General features: G+C 71.7%; 24 protein-coding genes and 2 pseudogenes. 10 read left to right on the top strand and 16 right to left on the bottom strand.

Translation table 11 applies throughout. The features are described from left to right. Positions 1-531: maltotransferase domain-containing protein (locus ACZ7EG_RS35995; RefSeq protein WP_471088411.1), on the bottom strand; the 531-nt coding region annotated here is incomplete at its 3' end. A 74-nt stretch (positions 532-605) separates the two neighbouring features. Further along, complete coding sequence (locus ACZ7EG_RS35990) at positions 606-974, bottom strand: DUF5133 domain-containing protein (RefSeq protein WP_362246177.1); 369 nt, start codon at positions 972-974, stop codon at positions 606-608. 362 nt (positions 975-1,336) lie between these two features. Here ACZ7EG_RS35990 and ACZ7EG_RS35985 point away from each other — a divergent pair, with 362 nt between their 5' ends. Both ACZ7EG_RS35985 and glgX read left to right on the top strand, forming a co-directional pair. Continuing rightward, positions 1,337-1,849, top strand: coding sequence for a pep a2 (locus ACZ7EG_RS35985; RefSeq protein ID WP_471088409.1), 513 nt, complete (start codon positions 1,337-1,339; stop codon positions 1,847-1,849). Beyond that, complete coding sequence (gene glgX / locus ACZ7EG_RS35980; RefSeq protein ID WP_471088407.1) at positions 1,846-3,999, top strand: glycogen debranching protein GlgX; 2,154 nt, start codon at positions 1,846-1,848, stop codon at positions 3,997-3,999. Before ACZ7EG_RS35985 ends, glgX begins: the two co-directional genes overlap by 4 nt. 9 nt (positions 4,000-4,008) lie before the next feature. Here glgX and ACZ7EG_RS35975 read toward each other — a convergent pair whose 3' ends face one another. Continuing rightward, positions 4,009-4,812, bottom strand: a complete 804-nt coding sequence (locus tag ACZ7EG_RS35975) for a VOC family protein (RefSeq protein ID WP_471088405.1) — start codon at positions 4,810-4,812, stop codon at positions 4,009-4,011. A gap of 246 nt (positions 4,813-5,058) precedes the next feature. Here ACZ7EG_RS35975 and ACZ7EG_RS35970 point away from each other — a divergent pair, with 246 nt between their 5' ends. After that, positions 5,059-5,379: an ANTAR domain-containing protein gene (locus tag ACZ7EG_RS35970; protein ID WP_471088403.1), complete on the top strand. Its 321-nt coding sequence runs from the start codon at positions 5,059-5,061 to the stop codon at positions 5,377-5,379. 35 nt (positions 5,380-5,414) lie between these two features. On the opposite strand, the gene ACZ7EG_RS35965 is transcribed toward ACZ7EG_RS35970, so the two are convergent. Next, positions 5,415-6,206 (bottom strand): RNA polymerase sigma factor SigF, encoded by a 792-nt coding sequence (locus tag ACZ7EG_RS35965; RefSeq protein ID WP_471088401.1) that lies wholly within the window; start codon positions 6,204-6,206, stop codon positions 5,415-5,417. Positions 6,207-6,467: 261 nt separating this feature from the next. Here ACZ7EG_RS35965 and ACZ7EG_RS35960 point away from each other — a divergent pair. Together ACZ7EG_RS35960 and ACZ7EG_RS35955 are read left to right on the top strand one after the other, a co-directional pair. Beyond that, positions 6,468-6,545, top strand: a pseudogene (locus tag ACZ7EG_RS35960) (MarR family transcriptional regulator); the annotation flags it as partial. 370 nt (positions 6,546-6,915) lie between these two features. Next, positions 6,916-7,437 (top strand): hypothetical protein, encoded by a 522-nt coding sequence (locus ACZ7EG_RS35955; RefSeq protein ID WP_471088399.1) that lies wholly within the window; start codon positions 6,916-6,918, stop codon positions 7,435-7,437. Between the two features lie 24 nt (positions 7,438-7,461). Here ACZ7EG_RS35955 and hemC read toward each other — a convergent pair whose 3' ends face one another. From hemC to ACZ7EG_RS35935, 4 genes and pseudogenes are all read right to left on the bottom strand, one after another. Then, positions 7,462-8,397 carry a hydroxymethylbilane synthase gene (gene hemC, locus ACZ7EG_RS35950; RefSeq protein WP_471088397.1) on the bottom strand — a complete coding sequence of 312 codons (936 nt, stop codon included), beginning with the start codon at positions 8,395-8,397 and terminating at the stop codon, positions 7,462-7,464. A gap of 181 nt (positions 8,398-8,578) precedes the next feature. Further along, positions 8,579-9,355, bottom strand: a complete 777-nt coding sequence (locus ACZ7EG_RS35945; RefSeq protein ID WP_471088395.1) for an NPP1 family protein — start codon at positions 9,353-9,355, stop codon at positions 8,579-8,581. A 142-nt stretch (positions 9,356-9,497) separates the two neighbouring features. Further along, positions 9,498-10,478 carry a non-homologous end-joining DNA ligase gene (ligD, locus tag ACZ7EG_RS35940; RefSeq protein ID WP_471088427.1) on the bottom strand — a complete coding sequence of 327 codons (981 nt, stop codon included), beginning with the start codon at positions 10,476-10,478 and terminating at the stop codon, positions 9,498-9,500. A 417-nt stretch (positions 10,479-10,895) separates the two neighbouring features. Beyond that, positions 10,896-10,985, bottom strand: a pseudogene (locus ACZ7EG_RS35935) (GNAT family N-acetyltransferase); the annotation flags it as partial. Positions 10,986-11,126: 141 nt separating this feature from the next. Here ACZ7EG_RS35935 and ACZ7EG_RS35930 point away from each other — a divergent pair. Genes ACZ7EG_RS35930 through ACZ7EG_RS35920 form a run of 3 tightly spaced genes read left to right on the top strand, consistent with a single transcriptional unit; the run spans position 11,127 to position 14,374 of the window. Then, the gene (locus ACZ7EG_RS35930; RefSeq protein ID WP_471088393.1) at positions 11,127-11,507 is read left to right on the top strand and encodes a DoxX family protein; all 381 of its coding nucleotides are present in this window, start codon (positions 11,127-11,129) and stop codon (positions 11,505-11,507) included. After that, complete coding sequence (locus tag ACZ7EG_RS35925; RefSeq protein WP_471088391.1) at positions 11,504-11,971, top strand: peroxiredoxin; 468 nt, start codon at positions 11,504-11,506, stop codon at positions 11,969-11,971. Before ACZ7EG_RS35930 ends, ACZ7EG_RS35925 begins: the two co-directional genes overlap by 4 nt. Before the next feature lie 60 nt (positions 11,972-12,031). Next, a complete protein-coding gene (locus ACZ7EG_RS35920; RefSeq protein WP_471088389.1) occupies positions 12,032-14,374 on the top strand; it encodes a SpoIIE family protein phosphatase in 2,343 nt (780 codons plus the stop codon). 51 nt (positions 14,375-14,425) lie between these two features. On the opposite strand, the gene ACZ7EG_RS35915 is transcribed toward ACZ7EG_RS35920, so the two are convergent. Further along, on the bottom strand, positions 14,426-15,046 hold the full coding sequence (locus ACZ7EG_RS35915; RefSeq protein ID WP_471088387.1) for a DNA polymerase ligase N-terminal domain-containing protein: 621 nt from the start codon (positions 15,044-15,046) through the stop codon (positions 14,426-14,428). A gap of 39 nt (positions 15,047-15,085) precedes the next feature. Next, a complete protein-coding gene (locus ACZ7EG_RS35910; RefSeq protein ID WP_471088385.1) occupies positions 15,086-15,916 on the bottom strand; it encodes an aldo/keto reductase in 831 nt (276 codons plus the stop codon). A gap of 673 nt (positions 15,917-16,589) precedes the next feature. Between ACZ7EG_RS35910 and ACZ7EG_RS35905 the strand changes: the two genes are divergently transcribed. Then, on the top strand, positions 16,590-17,564 hold the full coding sequence (locus ACZ7EG_RS35905) for a TauD/TfdA dioxygenase family protein (protein WP_471088383.1): 975 nt from the start codon (positions 16,590-16,592) through the stop codon (positions 17,562-17,564). 345 nt (positions 17,565-17,909) lie between these two features. Continuing rightward, positions 17,910-19,082: an epoxide hydrolase family protein gene (locus tag ACZ7EG_RS35900; protein WP_471088381.1), complete on the top strand. Its 1,173-nt coding sequence runs from the start codon at positions 17,910-17,912 to the stop codon at positions 19,080-19,082. Positions 19,083-19,106: 24 nt separating this feature from the next. Here the strand turns inward: ACZ7EG_RS35900 and ACZ7EG_RS35895 are convergent, their stop codons facing one another. From ACZ7EG_RS35895 to ACZ7EG_RS35870, 6 genes are all read right to left on the bottom strand, one after another. Then, positions 19,107-20,948 (bottom strand): ABC transporter ATP-binding protein, encoded by a 1,842-nt coding sequence (locus ACZ7EG_RS35895; RefSeq protein ID WP_471088379.1) that lies wholly within the window; start codon positions 20,946-20,948, stop codon positions 19,107-19,109. Then, on the bottom strand, positions 20,945-21,382 hold the full coding sequence (locus ACZ7EG_RS35890) for a lasso peptide biosynthesis B2 protein (RefSeq protein WP_471088377.1): 438 nt from the start codon (positions 21,380-21,382) through the stop codon (positions 20,945-20,947). Before ACZ7EG_RS35890 ends, ACZ7EG_RS35895 begins: the two co-directional genes overlap by 4 nt. After that, positions 21,379-21,633 carry a lasso peptide biosynthesis PqqD family chaperone gene (locus ACZ7EG_RS35885; protein WP_402702876.1) on the bottom strand — a complete coding sequence of 85 codons (255 nt, stop codon included), beginning with the start codon at positions 21,631-21,633 and terminating at the stop codon, positions 21,379-21,381. Before ACZ7EG_RS35885 ends, ACZ7EG_RS35890 begins: the two co-directional genes overlap by 4 nt. Positions 21,634-21,669: 36 nt before the next feature. Continuing rightward, positions 21,670-23,520 (bottom strand): lasso peptide isopeptide bond-forming cyclase, encoded by a 1,851-nt coding sequence (locus tag ACZ7EG_RS35880; protein ID WP_471088375.1) that lies wholly within the window; start codon positions 23,518-23,520, stop codon positions 21,670-21,672. A 26-nt stretch (positions 23,521-23,546) separates the two neighbouring features. Next, entirely contained in the window at positions 23,547-23,657 is a 111-nt protein-coding gene (locus ACZ7EG_RS35875) for a keywimysin-related RiPP (RefSeq protein WP_441270615.1), read from the bottom strand. Between the two features lie 614 nt (positions 23,658-24,271). Further along, on the bottom strand, positions 24,272-25,777 hold the full coding sequence (locus ACZ7EG_RS35870; protein WP_471088373.1) for a metallophosphoesterase family protein: 1,506 nt from the start codon (positions 25,775-25,777) through the stop codon (positions 24,272-24,274). Positions 25,778-25,784: the final 7 nt, after the last annotated feature.

Here is a 25,784-nt window from a genome sequence, read left to right as displayed (position 1 = left end):
ATGCCGGGCCAGCACCGCGTCCACCTCCGGCGTCAGCGCCGCCGCCAGACGAGCCGCCGCGGGGCGGCCCTCGTCCCGCAGGGCGTCGACGGCGGCGAGCAGCACGGTGCGGCCGGCTCCCTTCGGCACGCCGGCCGCAGCCCGCTCGTACAGCTCCGCGCCCTCCTCCAGGACCAGGCCCGGGTCGATGCCGGCCGGGATCTTGATGCCGGCCGCGTGGCGCCAGGTGGCCACCGGATCGCTCCAGGCCTCCACCCGGTACGACCAGCGGCCGACGGCGTTCGCGGTGACCTCGGCGCCCCAGCGATCGCTGCCGGGCCCGAGCTCGCGCATCGGCGTCCAGGGCCCGGGGCGCCCTTCGGGGTCCTTCAGGACGACATTGGCCGCCACCGCGTCGTGCCCCTCACGGAACACGGTGGCGGTGACCTCGAACGTTTCACCCACGACCGCCTTCGCCGGCCGGTCGCCGCTCTCCACGGCCGGGCGGACGTCCCGTACCGGGATTCGGCCGATGGCCCGGGTCCTTCTCATGGTCCTCACCTCCAGCGTGCTCGAAAGCCGGGCCGCAGGGCCCGGTCAGGGGACGGGGATGTTCGGGAAGGCCGTTACCTTCCCGCCGGGGATCTGCGCTCGGCAGCCGGGGATCTCCGCTCCGCCGCCGACGGCCTGCGTCGGACCGCCGTGGCCGGACGAGGCCGTTCGCCGGGTTCCTGCAGACAGGTGACGTGCTGCTCCTGGAGGCAGGTGATCTGCTGTTCCTGCAGGTAGGTGACGTGGTTCGTGCGCAGGTACCGCTCGGCCGCGTCCGCGGCCTCCCGAGCGCAGCGCTTGCCCATCAGCACACAGAGCGTGTAGCCGGAGTCCTCGAAGGTGGTCCGCACCGTGCGGTCGTTCGGTGCCGCGAGCATCACGCGTTCCCAGGCCCGGTAACGCCGCAACTGCCGGGCGACTTCGGCTTTGGCGGGTAGCAGCATGGCGCCGATCACCTTTCGGGGCTCGAGGGACACGGTCTCCCGACGGTCGGACGGCGGCCGTGCGCACAGCGACACGGATCCGGACGGCGATCGAGTTCTTCACACATGGTGCATGCGTGGCGACGCACCGTCTTGTTGGATCTTCAACCAGTAATGATTTCCCTGGGCCGTTCAGGTCACCCGAACCCGCTCACATGCGTGTACGGCCACCTCAGCTGTGCGCTCGTGTTGCACGAACGGACTATCACCCTCAGGCTGAGTGTGACTCAGAAGCGATAGGCGCTCACGTTCCGTGTTCGGGGCTCGTCCCGCAGGACCGCGGGAGCGAGAAGGAGCTGAGCTTCGCGGTGAGGAGCCGACCGATGAAGACCGCAGTGCCCTGCTACTACCACCTCGACGTGGAAGTCAGCCCGGAACGGGTGGGACAGGTCAGCCGTATTCTGGCCGCTCACCTGAAGTTCTGGGACCTGGACAACCTGGTCCAGCCCGTCTGCGGCGGTGCCGAGATGCTGCTCAAGGCCATCGACGAACACGCCACGGACAAGAACACGTCGATCGAGATGTGGTGGAACGGGCAGCACCTGATCACCGCCATCGGGGACAACGACCGCGCCCTGCGCCCGGACCAGGAACTGCGAGGCTGCCTCGAGCACCTCGCCGCGATGAGCGACGGCTGGGGTTGCTGCGCGACCGAGACCGGCAGCAAGGTCATCTGGTTCTCGCAACGCGCCCGCGCCGGGGAGCGCGTCCCGCTGGTGCCGACCGCTCCCGCCCCGCGGGAGAGCGAGGGCCTCGATGTGCCCCGTGAGGAACGGGTCACGCAGCTGGCCGGGCCGGCCAGCACCCCGGGCGACCTCCTGGAGGAAGCCCGGTGACCCGCCGGCAGCCACGGAAAAGGGCGTCCGCCTGGGGCGGGCGCCCTTATCCCCTGGGGGCGGACTACGACGGTGAGGGCACCAACTTCGCGCTCTTCAGCGAGGTCGCCGAACGCGTCGAGCTGGTCCTCGTCGACGACGACGGCACGCACACCCAGGTGCCGCTGAACGAGGTCGACGGCTTCGTGTGGCACGGCTACGTGCCCGGTGTCGGCCCCGGCCAGCGCTACGGCTACCGGGTGCACGGGCCGTGGGCCCCGGCCGCCGGCCACCGCTGCAACCCGGCGAAACTGCTGCTCGACCCCTACGCGCGCGCGGTGGACGGGCAGATCGACAACCACCCCTCGCTCTACGAGCGCAACCCGGACGGCCCGGACCCGGCCGACAGCGCCGGGCACACGATGCTCGGCGTGGTGACCGACCCGGCCTTCGACTGGGGCGACGACGCCCGGCCCGGCCGGCCCTACGCCGACACGGTGATCTACGAGGCGCACGTCAAGGGCATGACCCGCACCCATCCCGAGGTGCCCGAGGAGCTCCGGGGCACCTACGCCGGGCTGGCCCACCCCGCGGCCGTCGAGCACCTGACCTCCCTGGGCGTCACCGCCGTGGAGCTGATGCCGGTCCACCAGTTCGTCCACGACGGGGTGCTGCACGACCGCGGCCTGTCGAACTACTGGGGCTACAACACCATCGGCTTCTTCGCGCCCCACAACGGCTACGCCGCCCACGGCACGCGGGGCGAACAGGTCGCAGAGTTCAAGCGGATGGTGAAGACCCTGCACGCGGCCGGCCTCGAAGTGATCCTCGACGTGGTCTACAACCACACCGCCGAGGGCAACGAGATGGGGCCCACGCTGTCCTTCCGCGGCATCGACAACTCCTCGTACTACCGCCTGGTCGACGGCGACTGGGAGCACTACTACGACACCACCGGTACCGGCAACAGCCTGCTGATGCGCCACCCCTACGTCCTCCAGCTGATCATGGACTCGCTGCGGTACTGGGTGACCGAGATGCACGTCGACGGCTTCCGCTTCGACCTCGCGGCGACGCTGGCCCGGCAGTTCCACGAGGTGGACCGGCTGTCGGCGTTCTTCGACCTCATCCAGCAGGACCCGGTGATCAGCCGCGTCAAACTGATCGCCGAGCCCTGGGACGTCGGCGAGGGCGGCTACCAGGTGGGCAACTTCCCGCCGCTGTGGTCGGAGTGGAACGGCATGTACCGCGACGCGGTCCGGGACTTCTGGCGCGGCGAGGACCACACCCTCGGCGAGCTGGCCTCCCGGCTCACGGGCTCCTCGGACCTGTACCAGCACAGCAGGCGCCGGCCTCGTGCCAGCGTCAACTTCGTCACCGCGCACGACGGCTTCACCCTGCGCGACCTCGTCTCCTACAACGACAAGCACAACGAGGACAACGGCGAGGACAACCAGGACGGCGAGAGCGCCAACCGGTCCTGGAACTGCGGTGCCGAGGGGGCGACCCGCGACCCGTCCGTGCTGGACCTGCGGATACGTCAGCAGCGCAACCTCCTCGCCACGCTGCTGCTGTCCCAGGGCATCCCGATGCTCTCCCACGGGGACGAACTCGGGCGCACCCAGGGCGGCAACAACAACGCCTACTGCCAGGACAACGAGATCTCCTGGATCGACTGGCGGCTCACCGAGGAGCAGCGCGAGCTGCTGGAGTTCACCCGGTACGTCATCCGGCTGCGTACGGGACACCCCGTGCTGCGCCGGCGTCGCTTCTTCCTCGGTGAGACCCTGACCCGGGCGGACCAGCCGCTGCCCGACCTGGTGTGGCTGGCGCCGGACGCCCGCGAGATGACCGACGACGACTGGCAGCGCGGCGACGCGCACTCCGTCGGTGTCTTCCTCAACGGCGACGCCATCGCCGAACCCGATCCGCGGGGGCGCCCGGTCGTCGACGACTCGTTCCTGCTGCTGCTCAACAGCCACTGGGAACCGGTCGACTTCCGTCTCCCGAACGCCTCCTACGGGGAACGCTGGAAGGCCCTCATCGACACGGCCGCCCCGGAGGGCACCCCCGACGAGTCCGAGCACAAGGCGGCGACGGGCCTCACCGTCGACGCCCGCAGCCTGGTCCTGCTGTCGCGGCCGTCACGGGCCGCACGTGAAAGGGAGTGACAAGCAGGGTCAGCGGTCGCGGCGCGCGGTCACCGTGAACTGCGCACCGTCATGGTCGCGCAACACCGCCTCGTCGCTGCCCTTGGACAGGACGCTGCCGCCGTGGAGTTCCGCCGCACGGGCGCAGGCCTCCACGTCGTCGACGGAGAAGTGGACCTGCCAGTGCGGCCGGATCGCCGGGTCGGGGGCCGCCTCCAGCGCCCCGGACTCGATCCGGGCCACCACGTCCCCGCGGCTGCGCAGCACGACCTCGCCGCCCTCGTAATGGACCTCGCAGCAGCCCGGCCGCTGGGTCGCCCACTCGAGGATCTCGCCGTAGAAGATCGCCGCGTCGAAGGCGTCCCGGGTGTGGAGCGTGATGAAGGCCGGCTGCGCGTTGCGCCAGGTCTCCCAGTCGGTGAAGAGGTCGCCCTCCCAGATGCCGAAGGTCGCCCCGTCCCGGTCGGCCAGCAGCGCCGCCCGCCCCGGCGGCAGGGAGATCGGCCCGACCGCGACCGTACCCATGCGCTCCTGCACCCGCGCCACCGCTTCGTCCGCGCTGCGCACCGCGAAGTAGGGCGTCCACGCCACCGCCATCTGCCACATGGCCGCAACCCCCGCGATGCTGGCCACCGGCGAGCCGTCCACCAGCGCGATCCGGAACCGGTCGCCGAGCTTGGCGGGCCGCCACTGCCAGCCCAGCACGGCCCCGTAGAACTCCTCGGTCGCCTTGACGTCCCGGCTGGTCAGGCTCACCCAGCAGGGTGCGCCGAACACGGAGTGTGATGAGACGACGTCCTTCGTGCCGGAGGAGGTGGGCATGTTGTGGTTCATGGCAGTCGCGTCCTGATCTCGTCGGCCTGGCAGCCACCGGAGGATTGACACCAGTGTCCAACCGGAACCGCTGTGGGCGCCTGCCGAGTACCCCGGCGAGGGCGCCGAAACGGCGTCCGGCCTGGTCCGCCCCGGTGGCACCGGGCGGACCGAGTGACGACGATGGATGGGTCGGACACTGCGTCAAGGTACTCAAGCATCCGGTGGGACCTTGAGGGCAGCGGCGCACCGGACCCGGAGGTGACCATGCCCACGGACGGGGGCTCGGATCGGATCCTCGAACTTCAGGAGGAGGTCCAGCAGCTGAAGGAGGCCGTCGTCTCCCACGCCGTCGTGGACCAGGCGATCGGGATGGTGGTGGCGCTCGGCCGGATCTCCCCCGACCAGGGGTGGGCCGTGCTGAAGGAGGTCTCCCAGCACACCAACATCAAGCTGCGCAACGTCGCCGAACTGATCCTCGTCTGGGGACGCACGGGCGTGATGCCCGAAGAGATCGGGGCCGCGCTGGAGGACGCCCTCGACCGGGCCGGACCGACGCAGATCCCCGGATCGCCGCCGCAAGGGTGATCCCCGGAGGCACGAGGGGCCGGTCGCCCCCCGCCTCACCGGGCCTCGGCGAGCAGCTCCTCGCGCAGATGGGCGAAGCAGCTGCTGAGCAACCGGGAGACGTGCATCTGCGAGATGCCGAGCTGTTCGGCTATACGGCTCTGCGTCATGCCCTTGAAGAACCGCAGGTAGAGGATGATCCGCTCGCGCTCCGGCAGAGCCTCGAGACAGGGCCGGACGGCCACCCGGTCGACGATGATGTCGAAGGCCGGGTCGGGCCCGCCGATCGCGTCCCCGAGGGCGTAGCCGTCGGTCCCGGGCATCTCCGCCTCCAGCGACAGCGCGGAGAAGCACTCCAGGGCCTCCATGCCGGTGCGCACCTCACCGTCGGTGAGCTGGGCGAACTCGGCGATCTCGGCGACCGTGGGGGCGCGCCCCGGGGTGGTCTGCGACAGTTCCTTGACGGCGTGCCGCACCCGGTTGCGCAGGTCCTGGACCCGGCGGGGCACGTGCAGCGTCCACATGTGGTCGCGGAAGTGGCGCTTGATCTCGCCGGTGACCGTCGGTACCGCGTACGCCTCGAAGGCGTTGCCGCGGGCCGGGTCGTAGTGGTCGACCGCCTTCACGAGGCCGAGGGCCGCAACCTGGTAGAGGTCCTCGAGGGACTCGCCACGGCCGCGGAAACGGACGGCGATCCGCTCGGCCATGGGAAGCCAGGCCTCGACCAGCTCGTCCCGCAGGGCCTTGCGCTCGGGCCCCGCGGGCAGCCGCGCGAGACGCGCGAACGCCGCCGCGGTGTCGGGGGCGTCGTCGTGGGGGTGCGTTCGGGTGCCGCCGGCGATACGCATGGTGCGCACCTCCCTGAGCAGGTGCTGAATGGGACAGACACCGTGGGAAGCGCGGCCTCGGACCTCACGAAAGCACCGGGAGTCCGGTCGGCCGGCTCCCCACGCATGTGCCTCCTGTCCGAAGCACTGACAATTCAGACAATACGGCATTTGAGGGATGGAGGCGCTCTGAGTGTCGCTGCCCTTTCGGGGAACGGCTCTTGATCTCTCTTGGCCTCGTCTCGGGCAGCTTGGCTCTGCTGCAGAGCTAATCCCGGCGGCATGAAGCCGGAGGCCTTCCCCGAAGAGCCGGCCGACGCGCTCGTCGGGGTCCAACGGCTGATCCGACGGCGCCTGCGGCGGCAGATGCCCACCACCCTGCTGCCCGTGCCCTCGTCCAGGCCGTCGTGGTGCTCCTCTGCGCGCTCTCCTCCTCGGCGCGCCCCACCATCTGGCGTCCGACTTCGCGGTGCTGTGCCTCGCCGCCGCACTCGGCGTCACCGCGGCCTCGGCCCTGCTGGGCCGTCTGGCCCGTTGATCTTCACTCGTGGAAGTGATGTGCGGCACGCCCGGGCAAGCGCTTTCTCCCGGTCTTTCCGGATAACCGCTGGGCACGGCTTGATCACCGATCAAAAAGGATGAACTGCCAGGCCACAGTGCATTCTGCTCATTTGACAGTGCGCTGAGACCACAGATAGGAAGCAGCTTCCAGAGGTCGAGAGGGTGCAGCGTGTACGAGCCGAACGTGGTCGGGGACTGGCAGGAGTACGACGAGCATGCCGGTCTGCGCGTCCGCGTCCACCGTCTGGAACCGGCCGAGCCGCCCCGCGGCCGGGACGACGCCGCCGAGGGACTGATGTACTTCTGCCTCCGCGTGACGGTCGAGAACCGCGGCAGCCGTCATCTCGGCGTGCACCTGGAGGACGGCCAGATCGACGTCCGCCTCGGTCCGGACGGGGAGAGCGCCTTCATCGACTGGCGCAACTCGCAGTTCATCGAGGGCTTCGACGTCTACCCGCTGCGCCGGGCCACCGCCGTGCTGTACGCGGCCGGCGCCGAGGCGTCCCTGAGCCTGGTGGACGTCCAGGTGCAGTTGCGCGTCGAGGAGGAGTGGACCGATCGCCGGCTGTGGTCGGGCGGCATCGGCGCGCACGAGGGGGCCGCCGGCGGTCAGCAGGGCGCGGTGCGCGACAGCCTGGCGCACCAGGTGAGCGTCTTCCTGCGGGATCAGGCGGAGGAAGGCACCGCCTGATCCGGCGTCAGGACGTCGCGGGGGTCAGTGCGGGATGCCGTCGATGATCTCGCGGGCACCCTGACGCAGCAGGGCCACGGCGACCGAGGTGCCGAGCGTGGCCGGGTCGAGCCGGCCCGCCCACTCGTGGGCGTTGAGTCGCGTCTTGCCGTCCGGAGTGAACACGCAGGCCCGCAGGGACAGTTCGCCACTGCGGTCCACCTGCGCGAACCCGGCGATGGGGCTGTTGCAGTGCCCCTGGAGCACATGCAGGAACATACGCTCGGCGGTGGTCTCCCGGTAGGTGTCCGGGTCGCCGAGACCGCTCACCGCGTCGATCAGCGCGACATCGTCCTCGCGGCACTGCAGCGCCAGCACGCCCGCGCCGATGGGCGGCATCATCGTCTCCGTCGAGAGGATCTCGCTGATCACGTCCTCACGGCCGATGCGCTCCAGGCCGGAGACCGCGAGCAGCAGGGCGTCCGCCTCCCCCGCGGCCAGCTTCGCGAGTCGCTTGTTGGCGTTGCCCCGGAACGGCACGCACTCCAGGTGGGGATGCGTGGCGGCCAGTTGCGCGACGCGGCGCACCGAGGAGGTGCCGATCCGTGTCCCGGCCGGCAGTTCGTCCAGGGTGAGCCCGCCGGGGTGAATCAGGGCGTCGCGGATGTCGTCCCGCTTGAGGAGCGCCGCGAACACCGTGCCCGCCGGGAGCGGCCGGTCGGCGGGTACGTCCTTCACGCAGTGCACGGCGAGGTCGGCCTCGCCGGCCAGCAGCGCCGCGTCGACCTCCTTGGTGAACGCGCCCTTGCCCTCGACCTGGGACAGATCGCCCATCCACTTGTCGCCGGTGGTCTTCACCGGCACGACCTCGGTGCGCACTCCGGGATGGGCGGCGGCCAACTCGGCCCGGACGCGGTCCACCTGGGCGAGGGCCATGGGGGAGTCGCGGGAGACGATGCGAATCAGTTCGGGGACGGACATGCGGACACGATAGACCCTCGCAAGGGGGCGTTCGTGCCGTATCTCCCCCGACCGCCGGGCGGGGAACGCCAGTTCGGCACGAGTGGATCATCCCGCGGTACGGCGTTCCCTCACGGCCCCGCCGGGTGCCGACGGAAGCCGGACCCGGCCGGAAGACCCGCTCCCGGCCGGACCGCGTGCGTCAGGCGTACGGGTCGAAGGCGATGCCGGAGGGCTTGGCCTTCGCGAGGTGGTTGGCGAAGTTGCCGTCCTTCAGCCCGAAGTTGGCGCTGCCGAAGTCGTAGGACGTGAGCTTGTCGCGCACCCCGGCCGGGTAGCCGTTCCAGCCGACCAGCGCCGGGTACTGCCAGGTGTGCTTGTGGTTCTCCGGCGGCTCGTCGTTCGCGTTCGCGGCGCGGAAGCAGTGCGTGCTGATGCCGTCCTTGTGGTAGACGATCTTCGCGTGCGTGCCGTCGAAGCGGATCGCGGACGCCGCGTGCACGGTGAACCCGCCGTGGTTGGACGTCGACACGTACTTGACCTGGTTGTCCTGCACGAACACCGCGACGTGCTCGAAATCGTGCCGGTGGCCGCCGATGCTGCTGCCGGCCACGGCCTGGTCCTTCTCGAAGTAGAGGGCGTACAGGACGGCGCACCAGCCGTTGTTGCACTTGGAGCGCGCGTAGCCGTTGGTGTTGTCGAGGTCCGAGGCGTCCCGGCAGTTGCCGTTCAGGGCGCCGGTCGGGTTGAGCCCGCCGTTCACGGTGCCGTCCGGGCCGATCGCGGGCGTGGAGTAGCAGCCGTCGGTGTCGTAGTCGTAGGCGGGCTGGTACGTCTGCTCCAGCGTGTCCGCGTTGGCGGGCAGTGCCGAGGGCGGGGCGGCGTGGGCCGTGGCGGGGACCGCGAGGACGAGGGCGGCGGCACCGGCCGCTCCGGTGAGCCATCTCCTGCGGTGGTGGGCGAACGGGCGTGACGACACTGCGTCCTCCTTGGTCCGGGCGCAGCCCAACGGCTGTGGGGGAAAGGGAGGTTCAGCTTCCAGGCTGATCGCGTCCATGCCAAGAGGGGTGGAGGATCCCAACAGTGAATCGCTGCCCAACAGTTGGCCACCGGCCGTCGTTTCAGACCAGGTCGTCCGGGATGTCCGCCGCCGCGTCCTCGGGTGCCAGGTCGGGCCGGAGCCGCAGCCAGGACGGCTGCCTCAGCAGCCCCTCCCGGGTGCGGGTGCTGTAGCGGACCTCACCGACCAGGCGGGGGACGACCCAGTGCGCACCCGGCGCGCGCGGGGCGGGGTCGAAGGGGCAGACGCCGGTCGCGGCGGCCCGCAACAGCGCGGCGAGTTCGGCGCGTTCGGCCTCGCTCCAGCCCGTGCCCACGCTGCCGACATAGCGCAGCCGTCCTGCGGCACGCTGCCCGACCAGTACCGCGCCCGGCAGGCCGGTGAGCCGTCCCTTGCCGGGCTGCCAGCCGCCGACCAGGACGTCCTCGGTGCGCATGTTGCGGATCTTGATCCAGGCCCGGGAGCGCGTCCCCGGTTCGTACACGGAGTCCAGCCGCTTGCAGACCAGGCCCTCCAGACCGTGCTCACGGGTGGCGCGCAGCGCCTCGGCGCCGTGGCCGACGAGCGCCCGCGGGGTCGACCACGAGGGTCCGGCGAGGCCGAGGTCCTCCAGCGCCGTGCGGCGGCGTGCGTAGGGGAGCCGCAGGAGGGAGTGGTTCTCCAGATGCATCACGTCGAACAGCACGAGATGGACCGGGACCTCCGCCGCCCGCCGCGCGGCCCTGGCGGGTGCGTGGGCCAGGCCCATCCGGGACTGCAGCAACTGGAAGCTGGCGCGGCCCTCGGCATCCAGGGCCGTGACCTCGCCGTCCAGCACGGCTGCCGTGGTGCCGAGGGCGGTGCCCAGCGGCCGGAGTTCCGGATAGGCCGCGGTGATGTCGTCCCCGGAACGGGCACGCAGCAGCACACTGCCGTCCCCGGGCAGATAGACCACCACCCGCTGGCCGTCCTGCTTGGTCTCGTAGGCCCACCGCGCGTCCTGCGTGGCGGGTGGCAGGGTGCCGGACGTGGCGAGCATGGGCGGGATCAGCGGCAGGTCCACGGGTGAGGTGTCGACGAACCGACCGGTCCTCACGCGTGTTTTCCGGCTGTTTCCCCTGAACGGCGCCGACCCCGGCAGCGGCGGCGAGGCCATCGCCAAGGTTCGCCGACGTCGGCGCCGTGAACAGGTGCACCGGCGGCCCGGGCACCAGCGCAAAGGCCAGGTCCGTCAGGGCGGACAATCGGCGCACCACCGGCGTCCGCCCGTACCGCCCGCCCGCCCGGCCTCCCGGATCCCGGATTCGCTGGCCCGGCATTACCCCGCCCTGGCCCGGGCGCCAGCGCAAAGGCCAGGTCCGTCAGGGCGGACGATCGGCGCACCACCGGCGTCCGCCCGTACCGCCCGCCCGCCCGGCCGGCCTCCCGGATCCCGGATTCGCCGGCCCGGCATTACCCCGCCCGGCCCCCATGACCCCGTCCGGTAGATCTCCCAGTAGCTCATCGGTGCTCCGTCCAGCAGGCCGAGCAACGGCACGCTGCGCCCGTCGCCGGCCGGCTGGGCGCGCACAGCTCCAGGCCGTGGCCGATCTCGTTCTCGCCGCTGTTTCGGCTACACACCGGGCCGCCGTCACCAGCGCTCCCGGGACCCGGTGAACTGACCTGTCTACCGGGCGGTAATAATGCGCGGCAGGCCTTCAGAGGAGGAACCGTGTCCCGGTCCGAACGCTCACCCCTGCTGCTCGCCGGCCTGCTGGCCACCGCGGGCATCGCCCACTTCGCCACCCCACGCCCGTTCGACGCGACCATCCCGCGCGGCCTGCCGGGCACGCCCAGAGCCTGGACCTACGCGAGTGGCGCCGCCGAGCTCGCGCTGGCCGCCGGCCTTGCGCTGCCGCGCACCCGCAAGGCCGCCGCCCTGGCCACGGCGGCCTTCTTCGTCGGAGTGTTCCCCGCCAACGTCAAGATGGCCGCGGACTGGCGCCACCGCCCCACCCCGCAGAAGGCCGCCGCCTTCGGACGCCTGCCCCTGCAGGTGCCCCTCGTGCTCTGGGCCCGCGGCGTGGCACGGAACGCGGAGGGCAGGTCGTGAGCGCGCGCGTGGAGACCGGAGACACGGTCGAGGACTTCGCCCTGCCCGACGAGACCGGCACCGTCCGCAGCCTGTCCGGCCTGCTCGCCGAGGGCCCGGTCGTGCTCTTCTTCTACCCGGCCGCCCTGACCCCGGGCTGCACGGCCCAGGCCTGCCACTTCCGCGACCTCGCCGCCGAGTTCGCCGCCGTCGGAGCACGCCCCGTCGGCATCAGCGGCGACGCCGTCGAGCGGCAGCAGGAGTTCGCCGGACGGCACGGCCTCGGCATGCCGCTGCTGTCCGACGCCGACGGGGCGGTCCGCGAGCGATTCGGTGTGAAGCGCGGCTTCTCGCTGGCGCCCACCAAGCGCACCACGTTCGTCATCGCACAGGACCGCACCGTCCTCGACGTCGTCCGCAGCGAACTGCGCATGAACGCTCACGCCGACCGGGCCCTCACCACGCTGCGCGCCCACCGGGCCTGACACTGTCCCGAACGTCCCGCAGCGGTTGATAGAGGGCTGAAAAGGGATAATCCTGGACGAATGGAGGACGCCTCCGCTGCTGCGATCATCGACGCCCGCGGCATCGTGACGGGGTGGAGCGAGGGTGCCCGGCGGCTGACCGGCTACCCGGCCGAGGAGGCCGTGGGGCGGCCCGTGGGGGAGCTGCTCGCCGAGGACGTGCCTCCCGAGGCGGTGTCCACACTGTCGGGCACCGTCATGGTGCGGCACCGAGACGGCTTCCTCGTCGGGGTCCGCGTCAGCGCCTGCGCCGTGTCGGGCCCGGGCGGGGCAACGGACGTCTATGTGATCACCGCCGCGTCACCCGGCCGCGAGGAGACGTCCCTCGCGGGCCGCGCCTTCCAGCAGGCGTCCATGTCGATGTCCGTCTTCGACACCGGCCAGCGCTATCAGCGGCTCAACGAAGCCGCCTGTCACGTGATGGGCGTGTCCGAGGAGACCCTGCTCGGCCGGCACTTCCCGGAGACCGTGGAGGAGGCCGAGCACATGCGCGGCTTCAACTGGCATCTCCGGCACGTCGTGGAGACGGGCCGGCCGGTGCGCTACGAGAGCTACACCGGCGCGCCGGCCCTGAACCGGGAGCACGCCTGGGTCACCGAGATGTGGCCGGTCCGGGACGCCGCCGGCGCGCTCGTGGGGACCGCTCTGGCAGCGTTCGACAGCACCGAGCAGTACTGGGCCCGCCGGCGGCTGGCCCTGCTCAACGAGGCCGCGGCCGCCATCGGCACCACACTGGACGTGGTTCGCACGGCCGAGGAACTGATCGAGGTCATGGTGCCCCGGTTCGCGGACTTCGCGAGCGTCGACCTGTTCGACTGGGTGCTCGGCGCGGACGAGCAGCCCGCGGTGCCCGCCGAAGAGATCACCCTCAGGCGGGTCGCGCACGGCTCCGTCACCGAGGGCACCCCCGAAGCGGCCGTGCATCTGGGAGAAGTCGACGTCTACACCGCGTTCTCGCCGATCGCACGGGCCCTGCGGGAAGGCGGAGCCGTCCTCAGCCAGGCAGGAGAACCCGCCTTCATGCGCTGGGTCGCCGAGTGCAATTCCCGCGCCCCGGAAGGACGCCCTTACCGCACAGGCGCCCATTCGATGATGGCCGTACCGTTGCGGGCCCGCGGCACCACGCTCGGTGTCGCCATGGCCGTGCGTGTGGCACAGCCGGAGGACTACGCCGCCGACGACGCCGTGTTCGCCGAGGAGCTCGCCAGCCGGGCCGCGGTCTGCGTCGACAACGCCCGCCGCTTCGCCCGCGAGCGCACCACCGCCCTCGCTCTCCAGCACAGCCTGCAGCCCAGGGGCCTGCCCGGACAGGCAGCCGTCCAGGTCGCCCACCGCTATCTGCCCTCCGGCTCGGCCGCCGGCATCGGCGGCGACTGGTTCGACGTGATCCCGCTGTCCGGCAGCCGCGTCGCGCTGGTCGTCGGGGACGTCGTGGGGCACGGCATCCCCTCGACGGCGACCATGGGCCGGCTGGTCACCGCCGTCCGCACCCTCGCCGACGTCGACCTGGCGCCGGACGAGCTCCTCACCCACCTCGACGACCTGGTCACCCATCTCGCCTCGGACGAGCAGGGCGACGACGTCGCCGAACTCGGCGCGACCTGCCTCTACGCCGTCTACGACCCCGTCACACGCCGTCTGAGCCTGGCCGCCGCCGGGCACCCCGCGCCCGCACTGGTGCTGCCCGACGGGTCCGCCCGGCTGGTCCCGATGAGCGCGGGACCCCCGCTGGGCGTGGGAGGGCTGCCGTTCGAGGCGACGGAGCTGCAGCTGCCCGAGGGCTCCGTCGTCGCCCTCTACACCGACGGACTCGTCGAGGACCGCGACCGCGACGTCGACCACGCCACCGACGAGCTGTGCCGGGCCCTGACCGCGCCCGCCGACTCGCTGGACGCCCTGTGCGACACCGTGCTGAAGGCCGTACTGCCGGAGGAGCCCAGCGACGACGTGGCCCTGCTGCTGGCCCGGACCCGGGCGCTGGGCGCCGACCAGGTCGCCACCTGGGACGTGACGCCCGACCCCGCGGAGGTGGCCGCCAGCCGGCAGGCCGCCACCGACCAGCTCACCGCGTGGGGCCTGGACGAGACGGCCTTCGTCACCGAACTCGTCGTCAGCGAACTGGTCACCAACGCCATCCGGTACGGCGCCCCGCCCATCCGGCTCCGTCTGATCCGGGACCAGACGCTCATCTGCGAGGTGTCCGACGGCAGTTCCACCTCCCCGCACCTGCGGCGGGCCCACCAGGACGACGAGGGCGGCCGCGGCCTGCTGCTGGTCGCCCAGCTCACCCAGCGCTGGGGCAGCCGGCAGACCAGCCGGGGCAAGACCATCTGGTGCGAACAGTCGCTCACACCGGAGTTCTGACCGGCCCGGCAGCTCTGACGGGCCCGGTCGCGAGGAGGCGCTCCTCGCCGCTCACTCCGCGCCCGCGGCTGCGTCCGACGCGACCTGGGCGAGTGTGCGGCCGGACTTGGCCGAGCGTGCACGACGCGGATCGGGAGCCCCGTGCGCACGGGCCGCGCCTCCGGCCCGCTTCACCAGCAGCCAGGCCTCCTCGCCGTCACCTCCCCGACCGCTGCGGAACCGGGTCAGGGCGTACTCGCCGTGCACCTTGGAACCGTTCAGCCGGAACGTGGCGTGCCCGCGCTCCAGCGACTGTGCGAAGTCGACGGGCCGCCCCTCGCGGTCGTGGCTCAGCGGCTCGTACGTGCCGTGGTCCCAGACGATCACCGTGCCGCCGCCGTACTCGCCGGGCGGGATGACTCCCTCGAACTCCTCGTACTGCAGCGGATGGTCCTCCGTGGGCACGGCCAGGCGTTTGTCCCTCGGGTCCGCCGAGGGGCCCTTGGGGATCGACCAGGACTTCAGCACGTCGTCCACCTGCAGCCGGAAGTCGAAGTGCATCGTGCTCGCGTCGTGGATCTGCACCACGAACCGGGGCCCGTCCCCGGCGGACGCCCCGCGTCCCCGGGGCTCGCCGGTCCGGTCGAAGTCGCGCTTGCCGCGGTAGTCCCGCAGCCGGTCCCGCTCAGCCACCTGCGGCTCCCTCCTGTCTCGCGCGGCCCCGGGTACCCGTCAGAACTCCTCGTGCACCTCGGGGTCGCCCCCGACCCTCCGCTGCGCCCGGTCCGCGACGGCCCGCATCTCGTCCTCGCCCAGCTCGAAGCCGAAGACGTCGAGGTTGGCGCGCTGCCGCTCGGGATTGGCCGACTTGGGGATGGGCACCGCCCCGAGCTGTGTGTGCCAGCGCAGCACGACCTGCCCCGGCGACACCCCGTGCGCCTCGGCGATCCGCGCCACGGCGGGGTCCTCCAGCAGAGGCGTGCCCCGGCCCAGCGGGCTCCAGCTCTCGGTGACGATGCCCTTGCCCGCGTGGAAGGCGCGCAGCTCGTCCTGCGGCAGCAGCGGGTGCAGCTCGATCTGGTTGACCGAGGGCAGCACCCCGGTCTCCTTCTCCAGCCGCTCGATGTGCCCGGCCGTGAAGTTGGAGACGCCGATCGAGCGGACGAGCCCCTCCTCCCGCAGTTTGATCATGGCCTTCCAGGAGTCGACGTACCGGTCCACGCGCGGCAGCGGCCAGTGGATCAGGTACAGATCGACGTACTCCAGGCCGAGGCGGGCCCGGGACTCCTCGAAGGAGGCGAGGGTCTCCTCGTAGCCGTGGTGCCGGCCCGGGAGCTTCGTCGTCACGACGACCTCCTCGCGCGGCACCACCCCGGAGGCCACACCCCGGCCGACCCCCGTCTCGTTGCGGTAGTTCGTCGCCGTGTCGATCAGGCGGTAGCCCGCCTCCAGTGCCGAGAGCACCGCCTGCTGCGCCTCGTCGTCGCCGAGCGGCCAGGTCCCCAGGCCCAGGGCGGGGAGCGTCGTACCGTCGTTGAGCGTGTGTGTCGGGATGCTGATCACCGTCGCACCTTCCCGTTGACCGTGTCGTCCCTCCAGCGTCACGGACAGGGTGAGCAGTGATCAACCGGACAGGTGGGAGACGGGGCGCCGGACGGCATGGGCGGCACCCGCCGCCCAGCCCGGCTCGGCCACCGGCCCGACCCCGTGGCACACCCTGCGCCGCAGCCGTGCGGCCGTGTCGGCCTGGTCACCGGCCTGGCCTGTAAACGAGGTGTCTCGTCCGAGACCCTCGCACGGGTCGTCATCGCGTTTCTGCCCGAGGTCTATCGCTGTCTGAACTCGCCTGCACGCCGTGCGCGTTCAGGTGACGCCGTGACCACGGCAATCGGGGAGGCCGGTGCCAAGGCCGTGATTGCACATTCATTGGAACGGCCGCGGGGCACGGCCGGATGTCCGGCGGCGGGTGCACATGGCCGACGCGGGTGATCTCGTGGCGCTGCCCCGTCGCCTGGGGTGACAGATTTCCCGTGGACCAACACGAAGAGATGCACATGGCGTTGGCGGACTGCCACACCTTGCCGATGTATCTCAGGAGCGGTTCGACAGCTGCCGCGGCCGCCCCGTTCTGCGCATGACCGGACCGGATCCGCAGCGAGACTCTGTCGCCCCGCGCGGAGATCACTGTCACGATCTTCGGGAAGGCCACACCACGCCCACGACCATCGGAGTGCTCATGACGACGGACAGCCGGACGACGGACGAGGCCGCGCGGAAGGCCGGTGTGGAGGTGAAACCGGTCGCCGGGTACATCGGGGCCGAGATCGCCGGGGTCGATCTGGCCGGGGATCTCGACGACGCCGTGGTCGCCGCGATCCGGGCGGCCGTGCTGCGGTGGAAAGTGGTGTTCTTCCGGGGGCAGCGGCTGGACCACGCCGGGCACGTGGCGTTCGCGCGCCGGTTCGGCGAGATCGTGGAGTTGCCCCGGCGGGGCAAGGCCTCGCCCCCGGACTTCCCCGAGGTCGAGACGACCGCCGACCGGCTGGAGCTGGGCGGACGGTTCGGGATGGAGCACGACGAGTGGCTGCGGCGCCGCCGCCACACCCTGCTGCGCGGCTGGCACTGCGACCACGGCGCCCGCGTCGATCCGCCCGCCGCGACGATCCTGCGCGCCGAGACCGTACCGCCCTACGGCGGCGACACCACCTGGTCGAACCTGGCGGCGGCGTACGCCGGACTCTCCGCGCCGCTGAGGCGGTTCGTCGACGGACTGCGGGCCGAGCACCGGCTCGGCGTCGGCTACCAGCCACGGCCCGGCGACGACGCGTACGTCCGGCACCTGCTGGACCGGCAGGTCGCCACGCTGCACCCCCTGGTGCGCGTCCACCCGGAGACGGGCGAGCGGATCCTGTACGTCAACGGCTACTACGTCGAGCAGATCGACGGCCTCTCCCGGCCCGAGAGCGGCGCGGTCCTGGAGATGCTGCTGGAGCAGGCGGTCCGGCCCGAGTACACGGTGCGGTTCCGCTGGGAGGCGGGCAGCGTGGCGTTCTGGGACAACCGCGCCACCATGCACCTCGCCCCCGGCGACACCGCCCACCTCGATCATCCCCGGATCATGCACCGCGTGATGCTTGCCGGGGACGTGCCCGTCGGGGTGGACGGCAGGCCGTCGGAGCCGATCACCGGGACCACGCCCGGCCGGTGGTGACCCTGGTCCGGGCCGGAGGCCGGGCTGCGCGTGCAACCCTCGTCGGTCGCCGCGGGGCCCATGTGGACGTACCGGGGAACGATCACTCCTAGCTGGGCAGCGGTGCAGGAGTCCACGGCGAGGCCGTTCACCGTCAGCCGGTCGACGAGTCGTTGCGGCGTGGGAATGCGCTCCACTGCGTCGCCGTGACGCTCCGACAGGGTCCCCGTGAAGCTGGTCGCCAGCACGCTACCGAGGCGGAAGTCAGGGAACTCACCAGGCATGGAACCGCCTTAGCAGGTTGCGACATGGCTCCGAGGGCTGCTAGAACCTTCTAAGCCGGTTCCACGATGGCCAGGAGGCCTCATGCCCCGTCTGACCAGCGACGTGCAAGCATGCGAAGCCCACGCAACCGACGCCGACCTCGATGATCTCCGCGCGCGACTGGCCGCGGCGCGACTACCGGAGTCCGAGACGGTTCACCGTGCCGCGCCCGGCCCTCGCCGATGGGACCAGGGCGTTCCGCTCGCCGACCTCGTCGAGGTGGTGAACTACTGGCGCACCGGATACGACTGGCGGTCGTTCGAGGAACGCCTTGACCAGATCGGCCAGTTCCGCACGACCATTGATGATCTGGGAATCCACTTCCTGCACCGCCGATCCGCTCGCGCGGACGCCACTCCTCTGATCTTGACGCACGGCTGGCCGGGCAGCATCGCTGAATTCGTCGATGTGGTGGAGGAGCTGGCAGATCCTGAAGACGCGGACGCGCCGGCGTTCCACGTCGTGGCTCCGTCGCTGCCGGGCTTTGGTTACAGCGACAAGCCGGCCACCACCGGCTGGGGCACCGAAAAGATCGCGGCCGCATGGGTGGAACTGATGGGAAGGCTCGGATACGGCGAGTTCGTAGCCCACGGCGGCGACTGGGGAGGCAATATCACCACGGTTCTCGGTGGCAGGTTCCCGGCGCACGTTCTCGGCATCCACACCACGTTCGCTGAGGGACCGCCCGGGTTGCCGACGGACGGGCTGACGGCGGTCGAGCGCAAGTGGGCCGAGGATACCCGCCATTTCTGGCGTCACCGCGCGGCGTACGCGAAGCAGCAGGCGACCCGGCCACAGACCATCGGCTACTCGCTCGTCGACTCACCGGTCGGACTTCTCGCCTGGATCCTCGACAAGTTCGCCGAGTGGTCGGACACCGAGGACAGCCCGTTCGAGACGATTTCAAGGGACCGCATTCTTGACGACGTCACCCTGTATTGGCTGACGCGGACCGGCGCATCGGCGGCCCGCATCTACTACGAAAGCCACAACTCGCTCGATCCCGAACTGCGGGTCGACGTCCCGTCGGCAATCACCATGTATCCGCGCGATGTCGAGAAGTGTCCGCGCCCCTGGGCGCAGGAGCGGTACCGGCAGATCGTCCGATGGGGGACGCCCGAAAAGGGGGGTCATTTCCCGTCGCTGGAGGTTCCCGAGTATTTCGTCGAAGACCTGCGCGAGGGTCTCGCGGCCGTGCTGGCCGCTCATCGGTGAACGCCGCGTCGACCGCTCCGGGACTCAGCGCCCCGCCCGGAGCATCTGGCTGGCGGCCAGCTCGCGATAGAGGGCACTGCTGACCAGCAAGTCCTCGTGACGTCCGTCGGCGGCCGTGCGGCCGTCCTGGAGCAGCACGATGTGGTCGGCGTGCTGCACGGTGGACAGACGGTGGGCGATGACCAGCAGGGCGCACTCCTGGGCGACGTCCTTCATGACAGTGGTGAGCGCCGATTCGTTGATCGCGTCGAGGTGCGAGGTGGGCTCGTCCAGCAGCAGCAGCGCGGGCCGGGCCAGCAAGGCGCGGGCCAGGGCGACACGTTGACGTTCGCCGCCGGAGAGGTTGCAGCCGTGTTCACCGATGACGGCGGCCAGGCCCCCGGGCAGCCGGTCGACGACCTCTTCGAGCCGGGCCAGTTCGACGACGCGCCGAATCTCCGCATCCGTGGCGTCGGGCACGGCGTAGGTGATGTTGTCGCGCAAGGTGCCGTGGACCACATGGGTGTTCTGGTCGACCACTGCGATGCCCCGGCGGCAGTCACCGCGAGTGAGTTCGGTCGCCGGTCGCCCGTTGAAGAGCAAGGTGCCCGCATCCGGCTCGTAGAACCTCGCGACCAGGGCGAACACCGTGCTCTTGCCGGCTCCGGACGGGCCTACCAGGGCCACGTGCCGGCGCTGCGGGACGGCGAACGACACACCGCGGAGGACCGGCCGCTCCGGGTCGTAGCCGAAGTGGACGTCGCTCAGGGCGAGGACGGGCTCTTCGCGGGTCCCGGACGGTCCGGCCGGTTGCGGTGCGGGTGCGCGGTCCGTCGGGTTCCGGGGCGCGGTGGGTTCCACGGGGAGGCGGAGTGCCTCGTCGATGCGCTGGTAGGCGCCCATCCCGCGTTGGACGAGGCCCACCGCGCGGAAGACGGACGACAACGGGAGCACGAGGTACGAGGCGTACAGCAGGAACGCGACGAGGTCACCGAGGGAACCGGCGTGACCGCCGACGCGCAGCCCGCCGACGACCAGGACGATGAGAAAGGAGCCCTGTACGGCGAGTTCGACGGCGGAGCTCATCACGGAGGCGAGCTTGGCGGTGCGCACCCCCGCGCCGTACGCCGCGTCCACGCGGGCGCCGATGCCGCCCGCCTCCCGCTCCTCGGCTCGGTGCACACGGACCATCGGCAGGGCGCTCAGGGCGCGTTCGAGATCGGCGGCGACGGCACCGACCGAGCCCTGCATGTGTTCGGAGGCGTTCCTGATGCCCGTGAGCAGTGAGGCGACCACCACGGCCGACGCCGCCACGGTCACGGCGACCAGGAGCAGCAGCAGCGGGTCCAGCCACGCCATGAGGGCGATCGCCCCGGCCGCGACCAGGCTTCCCGTCACGAGGTCGACCAGGGCCTGGGAGACGACCTCCCGCAGCAAGGTGGTGTCGGCGGTCACCCGGGAGATGAGGTCGCCGCCCCGGTGACGGTCGTACTCCCTCATCTCCAGTCGGAGCAGCCGGCCCACCAGCCCGTGCCGGAGTTGGCGTACGACGCCTTCGCCCATCCGTTCCAGAAGGAAGCGCCCCGCCGCCCCCGTCCCCGCCTCGACGACGAACAGCGCTCCCAGGAGGGCCAGCAGCGGCCAGATCACCTGTCCGCGGCCGCTCGCGTCCACGACCTGCTTGGCGACGAGCGGCTGGGCCAGTCCCAGGGCGGAGCCGACGAGGGTCAGCACGCTGGCCACGGCGATGGCGCTGCGATGCCCGGCGGTGAGCCGGTACATCGTGGCCACCGCCGCCAAGGTGGACTTGCCGGATCCGGACCCGGACCCGGACCCGGCATCGGCGGTCGCGGCCCGGCCGCCGTGCGGGACCGTCGCGCCGCTCACCGGTCGGCGGGCCCCGGCAGCGGGGCGACGGCCACCAGCCGTGCGAAGTACCCCTGCGGGACTCCCTCGCCGACGGGAAGGCCGTCAGCCTCGACCCAGGCGTGCGCGGTGAAGGGCGGGGTGACCCGTACGCCGGTGCACCAGGTCGGCCACGTTCCGCCGAGCCGGCACAGCAGTGCCGCTCCCAGGGAGCGCGGCAGGCACCCCCGCGGCCCGGCGCAACGCAGGCTGACGGCGCACATGGCGTCGCGTGCGTTCTGGGCCTGCCCGGTGGTCGCGGGTGCGGCGCCGCGCCGCAGGACGCCGAGCACGGTGCGGATGTGGCGGGGCGGCAGCAGAGCGAGGGCGACGGCGGGGAGCAGGACGAGGCGGGCGGTCAGGCGCCGGGCCAGGGGAACACCGGTGGGCCGCTCCAGCGCGCTGGGCGTCGTCATGAGGCGAGCCCCGACTCGCGCAGCTCGCGGACGAGCGTCTCGACGTCCTGGAGGGCTTGCGCCCGGTCGATGTCGAACTCCCGGACCAGGGCGGCGGCCGCGTCCGCCTCCTCGCCGCCGTCCAGCAGCGTCCGCACCACCAAGGTGGCCGTCGGGTTCAACTCCCAGTAGGAGCCGACCTGTTCGTCCAGGAGGACCGTGCCGTAGTCGGTCTCGGCCGTGGAGACGTTGTCGCCGAACCGCAGGGGCATGTGGGGGCCTTTCTGATGTGTCTGACGGGGTGTCGGTCAGGGCTGCGGGACACGGGCGCGGCCGCGGGCGAGCCCGCGCAGCCACACCTCCGCGGCGATCGTGGAGTAGAGGATGGCGTCGGAGAGTCCCGGGGAGGCGGGCCGCCGGGCGAGGCGACGCAGCTCGGCGCCGTCCACCAGGCCCAGCTCCGCCAGCCGTGAGTCCTCCCACAGGGCCAGCAGGTCGGCACGGTGTTCGCGCAGTCCGTTGGAGGCGTCCATGGAGGCCGTGGCCTTGTTACTGCGCCGCAGACACTCCTCGGGCACGATCCCGCGCATCGCGGCGCTCAGGACGGGCTTGTACCGCCAGGGCGTGACGCGCTCGCTCGGGCGTACGGCGAGACACTCCTCGATGACGCGGTCGTCCAGGAAGGGAGAGGCCATCGGCAGCCCTGCGCGGGCCGCCATCCGGTCCCACTGGCGGATGACGCGGGTGCACGAGCGGACCTGCTCCAGGTCGGTGTGGAGCCCGCGGTCCGGATGCAGCGCAGAGGTCGTCGCCGCCGCGTCGAGCAGTGCCCGGCGCGCCATCCGCTCGGCCTCGGGAGTCACCCAGTCGAACAGGCGCGGGGCCATGCCCCAGCCGAGACCCGTCGCGACGGACGGGGGCAACGGGCCACGCAGGTCACCGGCTGCGTCGGCGAGCCACCTCCGGTACGGCCGGGAGTCGGCGAGCGCGCGGAGTGTGCCGCCGAGCGGCCATTGCCACAGCGACCGGAATCCGCGCAACTGGCGCAGGGCGAACAGCGGACGGGTGCGCAGCAGCCGGTGGTAGTACGCCTCGGAGCACCATGCCACGTGGTCGCCGCCGATGCCGGTCAGGTGCAACCGGCTGCCGCGTGCGGCGAGGCCGGGCAGGTGGTGCAGCACCCGGGAACGGTCCATGACGCCGATGGTGGGTTCGTCGAGGAGGTCGTCGATGCCGAGCAGGTCCTCGTAGACCAGCGGCGAGGCGTCGGCGTCCCAGACGACGTGCTCGACGTCCGGCAGGTGCCCCATCGCCCGCTCGGCCCAGATCAGGTCGGTGTCCGCCGGATCCCGCCCGGGCCACGTACTGGCCACCACGCGGGCGGGGGAGCGGTCGGCCAGGAAGCAGACGGAGGTCGAGTCAAGGCCTCCGGACAGATCGCAGCTCACCACGCCGCCCTGACGGGTACGCGCGCCGACGGCCTCCTCCAAGGCCGTCCGGATCAGGGGAGCCGCGTCGGCGAGCGGCCGGGCCGGCTCCGGCGCCGTCCACCACCGGGTGTGCCGTACGCTGCGGCCGTCCGCGGCGACGAGCACGGCCTCCTGCGGGGGAACGGCGGTGACCGCCCGCCACATCGAGGTCTCGAACAGCGGGTACGGGGCGGGCCACAGCAGCCTCACGGCCAGTTCCTCCACGTCGGGCTCCAGGCCCAGGACGGTGGCCAGGGTGTCGGCGCGGGTCGCTGCCACGCGCACGCCGTCGATCTCCGCGTGGAAGACGAGCCGCAGTCCGGAGGCCGTGCCCTGCACTCTGATCCGGCCGTCGAGGGCGCCGACGAGATGGAAACTGCCGGGGAGGGATCGGGCCAGTGCGTCGAGCTCCGCGAGATCACGCAACCGTGCGGCCCGGCGCCGCAGTTCGTCGGCGCCGATCGGGCAGCAGCCGACGACGGCGAGGGAGGCGCCGCCGACGCTCGCCGTGACGATGTCGTCGTCGTGCCAGTGGCCGACCAGCCAGGGCCGGCCCGACGCGTGCGCGAGGGTCCGGCTGCCGGGGCGGGCGAAGGAGCGGGCCGCGGCGGCCGCGTCCGCACGGTCGGTGAAGACCGCGAAGTGCGCGTCGCCGGGGCCCGTCCCCGCACTTTCGTGCAGTTCAGTCATGACGTCGGGTCAAGGACCGTCGGTCGTCAGTTCTTGCTCAGGATCAGCCGGTCGTTGCCGGAGCTCCCAAGGAGCCCCGTCTCCTTCCGGAACGTGCCGAGCCGGACGAGCGTCGGTGCCTCGTATGCCTTCTTCATGACCACTCCTCACGTGCAGGTTCGCAGACCGCCTCCCTGACCGGCGGCCCTGGGAACGGGCCCAGGTGCTGCCGGTCGGCGCCGGGCTCATCGGGAACCCGGGCCGGGAAGCGGACGCACCACCAGCTAGCTGCAGAGCGTGAGACCAAGGCAAGAGCCTTCGCGAAGCTCGGATAATATGCAAAGTCCGAATCTATCGGGTGGGGTGTCGGCTCTCGTTCGGCCAGGATCAGCGCGGACGGATGGTGCGGCCCGGGTGTGCAAAGGTCCGCATGAACGTTTTGACCTGCGCCTCCGGCAGATGCTCACGGCACCTGCCGGCACGGGTCCGGCCGCGGCCCGGGTGGGCGCCGCCGGGGCGCACTGCGCTCCTGCGGCGTGCTCCCCTTGGCTTGGAATTTCCCACGTCGGCTTGGACGCCCCCGAGCTTCTTCGCCGAAGACGGCACCGACAGGCCTCAGGTGCCCGGGTGCCATCCCAGGACCGGGCCCAGCGTGGTCGCCGTGTCGTTGCGCAAGCGGTCGCGGGATCGGCGGCACGAGCCCTCCGTCATCGAACTTCCGATGACGAATGACGGTGCCAACCTGGCGGCGTCCCCGGCTGTTCCCGCCCGGTCAGCGCAGCGGGATCGTCACGTCGTCCTCGACCGGCGGGTCGATCTCCTGGGCGCGGTTGCCGGTCGCCGCGTAGCAGCGCAGCCGGACCGCTTCCGGGGAGACGTCCAGGCGCAGGAAGCACTTGAAGAACGGCGGGCTGTAGGTCGCCGAGCTCGGCGAGAACAGGGACGTGTAGATCTTCCGCACGGGCAGCCGGAACCGCTTGGCCCGGTCGGGGCGGCGGCCGGTGCCCAGCAGTCCGGCGACCAGGCGGGCGCGCCGGGTGACACGGGTCGAGGCGCCCGCGGTGCGGGTGGGCTTGATCCCGAGCCGGCCGGCGATCACAGCCGTCGCCTCCGCCTCGGTGAGGGTGAAGAAGCGGCGCATCCGCAGCCGGCGGCCGTAGAGGCGGCTGTAGAAGGCCAGGGAGTCGCCGCGCAGCGGGTAGCAGCGGAAGTCCTGCTCGGTGACGCCCGCGACGTCGACGCGGGGGATCGTGTGGGTGGCGTGCATGAACGCGCCGCCCCCGCCGGCGACGACGTACTGGAGCGTGCGGCCGTCGGCCAGCCGGACCGGGTAGCGCTGGTAGTTGTGGATGTCGCCGCCGATCGCCACCACGTAGTGGTGCTCCGGGTCGCGGACGATGTCGTCGACGGTGCCGCCGCCTTCGATGGCGCAGGGCTCGCGCCGGCCGTCCACGTACAGGGGCGAGCCGGTGACCAGGACCTTCGGGCGGGGGCCCCGGGACACCTCGCGCAGCCAGGCGCCCTGCTCGGCGTCGAGGGTGCCGAGCAGACCGGTGTCGATGCCGATGATCCGCAGCGGGCCGGCGTCGATCGCCCAGTACGGGCCCGGCTGGACGGCCTGCTGTTCGGGCGCGTCGCGCAACGTGCGTGCCTCGGCGAGGCGTTGTCCCGCGTCCGGACGCGGCCGGTGCCACAGCAGCGACCGAAGCCAGGCCCGGGTGAGCCGGCGCGGCCGGGGTTCGGGCGGCAGGGGCGGGGCGTCGTCGCAGAAGACGCGCATGAAACCGCCGAGGTCCTCGTACCAGTCGTGGTTGCCGGGTATCGCGTAGATCGGCGCCCGGTAGTCCCGGTACGGGCGGAAGAACTTGGTGCCGTAGTCGTCCGCGCTGCCCACTGGGTAGATCACGTCACTGGCCAGCACCGCGAAACGGGTGTCCTGACCGGTCCTCAGGAAGCCCGGCACGACGGCGTACTGGGGATCGTCGCCCTCGCCGGTGTCACCGATGACCAGGAAGGAGAACCGGTCCGGGTCGTCCCGGCGGATCACCTTGTCGGCCGGTGCGCCCGAGGCCGCCCGCTGCGCCACCCACCGGCCGCGTGTCCGGCCGGTGGGGTCACCGAACCAGGAGGCCAGCACGCCGTTGCGGGCGACCCACAGCATCTTCGGGTTCAGCCAGGAGATCTTCTCGGACTTCGGCGGCATCAACCGCCGGTACGCGCCCCGTTCGCTGGTGCCCCAGCCGGCGCCTTCGGCGGTATCGCGTGAGGAGTCGGACACCGGTGCA

It is taken from the genome of Streptomyces sp. NPDC037100 (genome assembly GCF_055606225.1).
This window is presented reverse-complemented; position numbering and strand designations above follow the sequence as displayed.